Annotated in this window: 8 protein-coding genes and 1 rRNA gene; 2 read left to right on the top strand and 7 right to left on the bottom strand. The window is 79.7% G+C overall.

Annotated features, from left to right (window positions below; translation table 11 throughout):
* Positions 1–23 precede the first annotated feature (23 nt).
* A complete protein-coding gene (locus D0Z06_RS22485) occupies positions 24–821 on the bottom strand; it encodes a TlyA family RNA methyltransferase (RefSeq protein WP_117379778.1) in 798 nt (265 codons plus the stop codon).
* On the bottom strand, positions 821–1,042 hold the full coding sequence (locus D0Z06_RS22490; RefSeq protein ID WP_117379779.1) for a hypothetical protein: 222 nt from the start codon (positions 1,040–1,042) through the stop codon (positions 821–823). Before D0Z06_RS22490 ends, D0Z06_RS22485 begins: the two co-directional genes overlap by 1 nt.
* Before the next feature lie 186 nt (positions 1,043–1,228).
* Here D0Z06_RS22490 and D0Z06_RS22495 point away from each other — a divergent pair, with 186 nt between their 5' ends.
* On the top strand, positions 1,229–1,567 hold the full coding sequence (locus tag D0Z06_RS22495) for an alkyl sulfatase C-terminal domain-containing protein (RefSeq protein ID WP_117379780.1): 339 nt from the start codon (positions 1,229–1,231) through the stop codon (positions 1,565–1,567).
* Between the two features lie 22 nt (positions 1,568–1,589).
* Here D0Z06_RS22495 and D0Z06_RS22500 read toward each other — a convergent pair whose 3' ends face one another.
* Together D0Z06_RS22500 and D0Z06_RS22505 are read right to left on the bottom strand one after the other, a co-directional pair.
* Positions 1,590–2,687, bottom strand: coding sequence for an HAD-IIA family hydrolase (locus D0Z06_RS22500; RefSeq protein ID WP_117379781.1), 1,098 nt, complete (start codon positions 2,685–2,687; stop codon positions 1,590–1,592).
* Positions 2,684–3,082, bottom strand: a complete 399-nt coding sequence (locus D0Z06_RS22505; RefSeq protein WP_233517899.1) for a tetratricopeptide repeat protein — start codon at positions 3,080–3,082, stop codon at positions 2,684–2,686. The genes D0Z06_RS22500 and D0Z06_RS22505 overlap by 4 nt, the downstream gene beginning before the upstream one ends.
* Before the next feature lie 213 nt (positions 3,083–3,295).
* Here D0Z06_RS22505 and D0Z06_RS22510 point away from each other — a divergent pair, with 213 nt between their 5' ends.
* Positions 3,296–4,486 carry a DUF1015 domain-containing protein gene (locus tag D0Z06_RS22510; protein WP_233517900.1) on the top strand — a complete coding sequence of 397 codons (1,191 nt, stop codon included), beginning with the start codon at positions 3,296–3,298 and terminating at the stop codon, positions 4,484–4,486.
* A gap of 52 nt (positions 4,487–4,538) precedes the next feature.
* Here the strand turns inward: D0Z06_RS22510 and D0Z06_RS22515 are convergent, their stop codons facing one another.
* The 3 genes from D0Z06_RS22515 to rrf form a co-directional block, all read right to left on the bottom strand.
* On the bottom strand, positions 4,539–4,880 hold the full coding sequence (locus tag D0Z06_RS22515; RefSeq protein WP_117379784.1) for a single-stranded DNA-binding protein: 342 nt from the start codon (positions 4,878–4,880) through the stop codon (positions 4,539–4,541).
* 167 nt (positions 4,881–5,047) lie between these two features.
* Positions 5,048–5,893 (bottom strand): tetratricopeptide repeat protein, encoded by an 846-nt coding sequence (locus D0Z06_RS22520; protein WP_117379785.1) that lies wholly within the window; start codon positions 5,891–5,893, stop codon positions 5,048–5,050.
* Between the two features lie 1,000 nt (positions 5,894–6,893).
* Positions 6,894–7,010, bottom strand: a 5S ribosomal RNA gene (rrf, locus tag D0Z06_RS22525).
* Positions 7,011–7,012 lie beyond the last annotated feature (2 nt).

The following is a 7,012-nucleotide window of genomic DNA, read 5'->3' on the forward strand; positions in this document are numbered from 1 at the left end:
TGCCTCCTCGGGGCGGGGCGGGGTCACGACGGCCCCTCGGTGACGGCTCGGTGCACGTCCTCCGGGCGCGGCGGGCCGGCGTCCCGGCGCAGCCACAGGAAGTACTCGACGTTGCCGGCCGGCCCGGGCAGCGGGCTGGCGACCACGCCGGCGGTCCCCCAGCCCAGCCCCGCGGCGGCCCGGGCGACCTCGAGGACGGCGGCCTCGCGCGCGCCCGGGTCGCGGACGACCCCGCCGGAGCCCAGCCGGTCGCGGCCGACCTCGAACTGCGGCTTGACCATCGGCAGCAGGTCGGCGCCCTCGGTGGCGCAGCCGGTCAGGGCGGGGAGCACCAGCTCCAGCGAGATGAACGACAGGTCGGCGACGACGAGGTCGACCGGGCCCCCGGCCTGCTCGGGGGTGAGCGACCGGACGTTGGTCCGCTCCAGCACGCGCACCCGGTCGTCGGTGCGCAGCGACCAGGCCAGCTCGCCGTACCCGACGTCGACGGCCACGACCTCGCGGGCCCCCCGGCGCAGCAGCACCTCGGTGAACCCGCCGGTGGACGCCCCCGCGTCGAGCGCCCGCCGGCCCGCCACCTCGACGGGCAGGGCCGCCAGCGCGCCGAGCAGCTTGTGGGCCCCCCGCGACACCCAGGTGGGCTCGTCCGGGTCGGTGCGGACGACGACCGGCGTGCCGGCGTCGACCCCGGTCGCGGGCTTGGTCGCGGCCCGCCCGGAGACCGCGACGCGGCCCTCGGCGATGAGGCTCACCGCGTGCTCGCGCGACCGGGCCAGGCCGCGGCGCACCAGCTCGGCGTCCAGGCGGCTGCGACGGACCATCAGAGCTGGTCGATCGAGGCGAGCTCGCGCTGCAGCCGGGCGTGCTCGGCCTCGAGGACGGCGACGTGCTCGGCGACCGGCAGGTCCCCGAGGCCGGCGAGGGCCGGCGACGGCACCGTGCTGCCCGGCACCGTGCTGCCCGGCACCGTGCCGCCCGGTGCCGGGCCGCGCGGGGCCACCGGCGGGCCCGGGACCGGGCGGGGCCGGCTGGGCTCGGTCATGGGGCTGGCCTCTCACGAAAGGGTTCCGGCGGGGCTGGGGCGACGGCGGGGGGACGGTGGCGGACGCGCCGGGCACCGCACCCCCGGCTCGCGAGGGTACCGGCCGGGGACGACGGCCACGGGCCGCCGAGGCGGGGGCTACGGTTCCCCCGCCGGTGCACCGACGAACGAGGAGGTCTGCGGGCCGTGGCGACGACCGACGAGTGCCGGACCGCGCTGGAGTCGGTCCTGGGTGACCTGGCCGCCAAGCCGGCGGCGCGGGGACTGGACCGCAGCCTGTCCTGCCACCTGCCCGACCTGGGCGAGGTGTTCCGGGCCCGGCTGTCGCGCGGGGCCGTGCGCGACCTGCGCGCCGAGCCGGCGGCGGAGTCGCTGCAGAAGGCCGACATCCGGCTGACCATGGACAGCGACGACCTCGTCGCGCTGACCCGGGGCGAGCTGTCCTTCGGGCCGGCGTGGGCCTCGGGCCGGGTCAAGCTCGAGGCCGGGCTCCGCGACCTGCTGCGGCTGCGCGCCCTGCTCTGAGCCGAGCCCGGGACCGGCCGGCTCACCGCCCCTCCAGCCCCCACCGGGCGAGGGCCGCGGCGGCCGCGGGACCGGCGGCCCGCGGGTGCGGCGCCGGGTCGCCCGGCGCGCGGTCCACCGCGAACCAGTGGGCGACGCAGAGGGCGCGCAACCCGTCGAGCCCGTCGTCCGGGGCCTCCCGGGGGGCCGCCGCCGGGTCGCCCTCCCCCGCCACCAGTTCCACCGCGCCGCCGGCGGCGCGCGCCGTCCACCGCCCGCACCGGTGGGCGCCGCCCTCGGCGGTCACCACGGCGGGGTGCGCCGCCAGCAGGCCCGCCGCGTCACCCGCCAGGAGGTCCGGCCGCTGGTGCGGGGGCGCGGCGAGCAGCCGGCGGGCGTCGGTGACACCGCTGAGCACGAGCAGGCTCGCCGCGCCGGCCCGCCGGGCCCCCTCGACGTCGGTGTCCAGGCGGTCGCCCACCACCAGCGGGAGGCGGGCACCGGTGCGCCGGACGCACTCGGCGTGCATCGCGGGGTCCGGCTTGCCCGTGACCAGCGGCGCGCGCCCGGTCACCGCGCTGACGACGTCGACGAGGGCCCCGTTGCCCGGCAGCGGGCCGCGCGGCGAGGGGATGGTGGCGTCGGCGTTGGTGGCGACGTGCTCCGCGCCGTTCCGGACGGCCACCACCGCCTCGGCCAGCTCCGCCCAGCCGACGTCACGGCCGTAGCCCTGGACCACGGCCTCCGGCCGGTCGCCGGCGTCCCCGACGACGGTGAGCCCGGCCGCGGTCAGGGCGGCTGCCACGCCGGGCCCGCCGACGGCGAGCACCCGTGCCCCGCGTCCCAGCCGGTCGGCCACCACGGTCGCCGCCGCCTGGGAGCTGGTGATGACGTCGCCGGCGGACGCGGCCACCCCGAGCTCGCGCAGGTGGGCGGCCACCTCCTCGGGGGTCCGGGAGGCGTTGTTGGTGACGAAGCCCAGCCGCATGCCCGCCGCCGCGACCCGGGCCAGGGCGGCCGGCACCCCCGGGACGGCGTCCGGGCCCACGTAGACCACGCCGTCGAGGTCGAGCAGGGCGACGTCGAAGACGGCCGCCGGGGGGTGCGCGCAGCCCCCGGTCAGGGGCACGGGAGGGGTCACGCCGACCCCGAGGAGCGGCGCGCGCGGACCCGGCGCAGCGCGCGTGCGTAGTCCCCCACGTCGGGGCGCATGGCCACCGCCAGGGCCAGGTGCTCGGCGGCGAGGTCGAGGTCCCCGGCCCGGCTGGCGGCCAGCCCCAGCCCGAACTGGGCGTAGTCGTCGGCGGGGTTGCCGCGGATCAGCCGGCTGAACGAGCCGATGGCCTCGTCGTAGCGGCCGGCGTCGAACTGCGCCCGGGCCAGCGCCTCCAGCAGGCTGCGCGAGCCGGGTTCCGCGGCGACGGCCCGGGACAGCAGGGTGGCGGCTGCGGCCGGGTCCCCGCCGGCCAGCAGCCGGAGGCCGCGCTGGTACCACTCGTAGACGTCCCCCTCCGGGGCACCCTCCTCGTCGGCCACTCCCGCCCCCTCCGGTCCCGTGGTCGGCGCTCGCGTCACCGCCCCGGGTGTCCGGCGCCCCCCGCCCGCGGCGGGGGTCGCCCGGACGCTCCTACGATCGCCCTCGTGTCCTCGTCGCCGGTGGGTCCCCCGCATCCCGCCCGGGACGGCCTGGAGGTGCGCCCCTTCCGGGCCCTGACCTACCGCCGACGCGACCCCGGGCACCTCGCCCGGGTGAGTTCGCCAGCCTACGACCTGGTCACCCCGGAGGGCCGGGAGCGGCTGGTCGCCGCCGACCCGCACAACGTCGTGCGCCTCATCCTGCCCCTCGTGCCGCCCGTCCCCGGCTACGAGGCCGGCGCCGGAGGTGGGGTGGAGCAGGCAGCGGCCACGCTGCGGGCCTGGACCGCGGAGGAGGTCCTCGAGCGGGACCACGAGCCCGCGCTGTGGCTCTACGAGATGGCCCCCCCGGACGGGGCACCGGCGACGCTGGGCTGGCTGGGCGCGGTGGCGCTGCCCGAGGCGGGCTCGACGGCGGTGCTCCCGCACGAGGACACCTTCCCCCTGGCGGTCGAGGGCCGCCGGGCGCTGCTGGCCGCCACCCGCACCGACCTGGAGCCGATCGTGCTGGCCCACGACCCGGAGGAGCAGGTCGAGGCCCTCGGCCGGAACGTCCGCAGCGCCGAGCCCGTCCTGCAGGTGGACGACGCCGACGGGGTCCGGCACCGGCTGTGGCGCGTCGTCGACCCCGCGGTCCTCGCCGCCGTGTCGGGCGGGCTGGCGCGCACGGCAGCCGTCATCGCCGACGGTCACCACCGCTTCGCCGCGGCCTGCGCGTACGCCCGCGAGGGCGACGCCGGCCCGGAGCCGGCCGTGCTGGCGCTGCTCACACCCATGGGCCCGGGCGGGCTGCGGGTCGAGGGGATCCACCGCGTGGTCCCCGGGCTCGGCTTCGATGCGGCGGTGTCGGCGGCGGCGGCCGGCTTCGCGGTCACCGAGCTGCCGGTGGCGGACGTCGCCACCGCGGCCGCGCGGGAGCTCGCCGACCCCGGAGCACCGGGCCTGCTGGTGACCGACGGGACCCGGCTGGCCCGCCTGCACCACCCGGCACCCGACGTGCGGGACGCGGTGCCCGCGGAGGCACCGGTGGCCTGGCGCGGGCTCGACGTGGTGCTCGCCCACCACGGGCTGCTGCGGCGGCTGTGGGGCCGGGGGGACGCCCCCGGGGAGCTGGTGATCGCCCACGACCTGCCCACCGCCCTCGCCGAGGCGCGGGCGCGGCGGGGGGTGGCCGTGCTGCTGCGCGGCCCCTCGCCCGCGGCGGTGGCCGCCGTGGCGCGTGCCGGAGCGCGGATGCCCCGCAAGTCGACGCTGTTCGTCCCCAAGCCCCGGACCGGCCTGGTGCTGCGCCCGCACGACGACTGACGGCGCCGCCGGCCCGGTGCCGGGCAGGGGTGCCGGCGTGGTGCCGCGGCCCTCACCCCGCGCTCGCCCGCAGCACCTTGCGTCCCCGGAGGCAGTTGACCTCGCACACGGACGCGGTTCCCGAGGGCGTCCGCCAGAAGCGCCGCTGCAGGGCGCCCTGCACCTCCACGACGTCCCCGGCGACCCAGGCGGCGGCCCGGCGCTGCAGCGCCCGGTCGTAGGAGATGCACGTGAGGACGTCGACCGACTGGCCCCGGACACGCGGTTCCGGCCGGCGGACCACCAGCCGGAAGGTCACCAGCGCGTCCCCGCTGGGCAGGCTGCGGACCTCTGCCGGTGCGGACAGCCGGCCGCGGAGCACCACGTCGTTGCGGTCGATCACTGCGACGGTCATGCCCGAGAGCCTCGCCGCCGGGAGCCGCCCGCCCGGAGCGCGGCGCCCGCCTGTGGAACCGGCCGCTGCGTGTGGACACCGCGGCCGGTTCCGTCCCAGGTCAGTGCAGCGTGCTGTCGGGGTCGTCCCCGGGCCGGTCGACCTGCGGTTCCGCGTCGGAGCCGTCCTCACCGAGCAGCTCGGCCACCTCGGCCCCGACCTCCTCGTCGAACGTCGGCCGGTGACCCGGCCCGGCCCCCGGTGTCCCGGCCGGCGGCGGGGTCGAGTCCGGGCGCCGCGCCGGGAGGCGCCTCGAGCGCGGCGCCGTCCTCCGGCGCGGGGGCTCCGTCCGCGGCCGTGGCCCCGCCCTCGTCGGCCGTCTCCTCGATCTCGGTGACCTCGACGTCGTCGTCGGGCGCGTGCTCCGCGACGGCCTCCTGCCACGGTCGTGCGGCCGCCTCGTCCCCGGCCGCGGCGAGCAGGTCGGCGTAGGCGGAGGCGAGCCGCGCGGTGCCGGGGTCGTCCCAGTCGAGGGCCTCCGGGCTCGGCCGGCCACCGAGCGCGCCCTCGAGGACCAGCCGGGCGGCCGCGACCTCCCCGAGGTCCTGCCTGGCTCCGGCCTCGACCAGCCGCAGCTCCACGGTCTCCGCGGCGTCGGGCGAGCCCTCCAGCGCCTCGCGCACGAGCCGCAGTGCCACCTCGGGGCGCCCCATGGCGCGCTCGCAGTCGGCCAGCACGGCCCGGTAGCCCGGGTCGCCGCTCATGCGCCGGTAGGCGCGCAGCTCTCGCGCGGCCTCGGCGTAGTCACCGGCGTGGTAGGCCGCCACCCCCACCGCCTCCCGCACCGCGGCGATGCGGGAGGCGCGGTCGCGCGCCGCCCGGGCGTGCGCGAGCGCCTCCGCCGGGTCCTCGTCGACCAGGGAACCGGCGGCGACCAGGTGCCCGGCGACGCGGGTGGCGTTGCGCGCCTCCAGCCCGCGCAGGGCCCGGCGCACCTCGGGGTCGAGGTCACGGGGATCGGCCCAGTCGGGCACGTCGGGCCCGGACGGGGCCGGCGGGGTGCGGTCGCGCCGACCGGCGACCGGACCGCTGCGGTCGGCGACCGGACCGCTGCGGTCGGCGGGCCGGCGGTCCCGCCAGTTGCCCGCAGGGGTCCCCGACCGGGACGGCCGCCCGCGCTCGCGGGCAGCGCCGGCCGCCCCCCGCTGGGGTCGGCGTTCCCGCCAGTCGCTGCCGCCGGCGCCCCGCTGCGGACGCCGGTCCTGCCACGACCCCGTGTCGCCGGACCCCTCGGGACGCCAACCCGGGCGTCCCCCGCCGCCCTCCGATGCACGCCGGGGGCGCCGTTCCTGCCATCGCCCGCCCTCACCCGGCCGCTGGGGACGCCGGTCCTGCCACGAACCGCCTTCACCCGCCGCCTGGGGACGCCGCTCGGCCCGGTCACCCGTGCCCCGCTGGGGACGCCGCTCGCGCCAGTCCGCCGACGATGAACCGCCCGGCCGACCGCTCGGGCTGCGCTCGCCCCGCGGTCGCTCCTGCCAGGTGCGACCGCGCTCACCGCCCCCCGGTCCGTCACCGCGGTAGGGCCGGTCCTCCCGGCGGTCCCGCCGGCCGGGTCGGTCCTGACCACCAGCGGACCGCTCGCCGGGGCCGTCGGAACGCCGACCCCGGGCCTGCTCCCCTGGACGCCCACCGCCGGCCTGGGGGCGGCGCTCGCGCCAGTCGGACGGCCTGCCCGCGCCGCGCCGGCCCTCCCCGTCCGGTCGTCCGCCGCCACCGCCCCGCGGCGCGCCGCCGCGGGCGCCGGAACCCCGGGCCCCTCCGCCGCCCTGGGGGCGCCCGGTCCCGGCGGCTCGTCCGCCGCGCGGGGCGCCGCCCCGGGGGGTCCGGTCGTCGCGGTGGCCCTCGCCTCGTGCGGGTGGAGTCATGGCTCTTCGCTACCTCGTCGCGGGGGTCGGCACGCGCGGTGCTGACAGTGGGCATGCGAAACGGGGGTCGGAGCGGAATGCTCCGACCCCCGTTCCGGGAATGGTTGTCCGGCGGTGTCCTACTCTCCCACCCCGTCTCCGGGGCAGTACCATCGGCGCTGAGAGGCTTAGCTTCCGGGTTCGGAATGGGACCGGGCGTTTCCCTCTCGCCATGACCGCCGTAAC

Source organism: Geodermatophilus marinus, from assembly GCF_003428645.1.
Taxonomy (GTDB): Bacteria; Actinomycetota; Actinomycetes; order Mycobacteriales; family Geodermatophilaceae; genus Geodermatophilus.

Coding starts and splice junctions, on each gene's coding strand:
- D0Z06_RS22490 (WP_117379779.1), bottom strand. CDS start 1,042: ATGACCGAGCCCAGCCGGCCCCGCCCGGTCCCGGGCCCGCCGGTGGCC.
- D0Z06_RS22515 (WP_117379784.1), bottom strand. CDS start 4,880: ATGACCGTCGCAGTGATCGACCGCAACGACGTGGTGCTCCGCGGCCGG.
- D0Z06_RS22485 (WP_117379778.1), bottom strand. CDS start 821: ATGGTCCGTCGCAGCCGCCTGGACGCCGAGCTGGTGCGCCGCGGCCTG.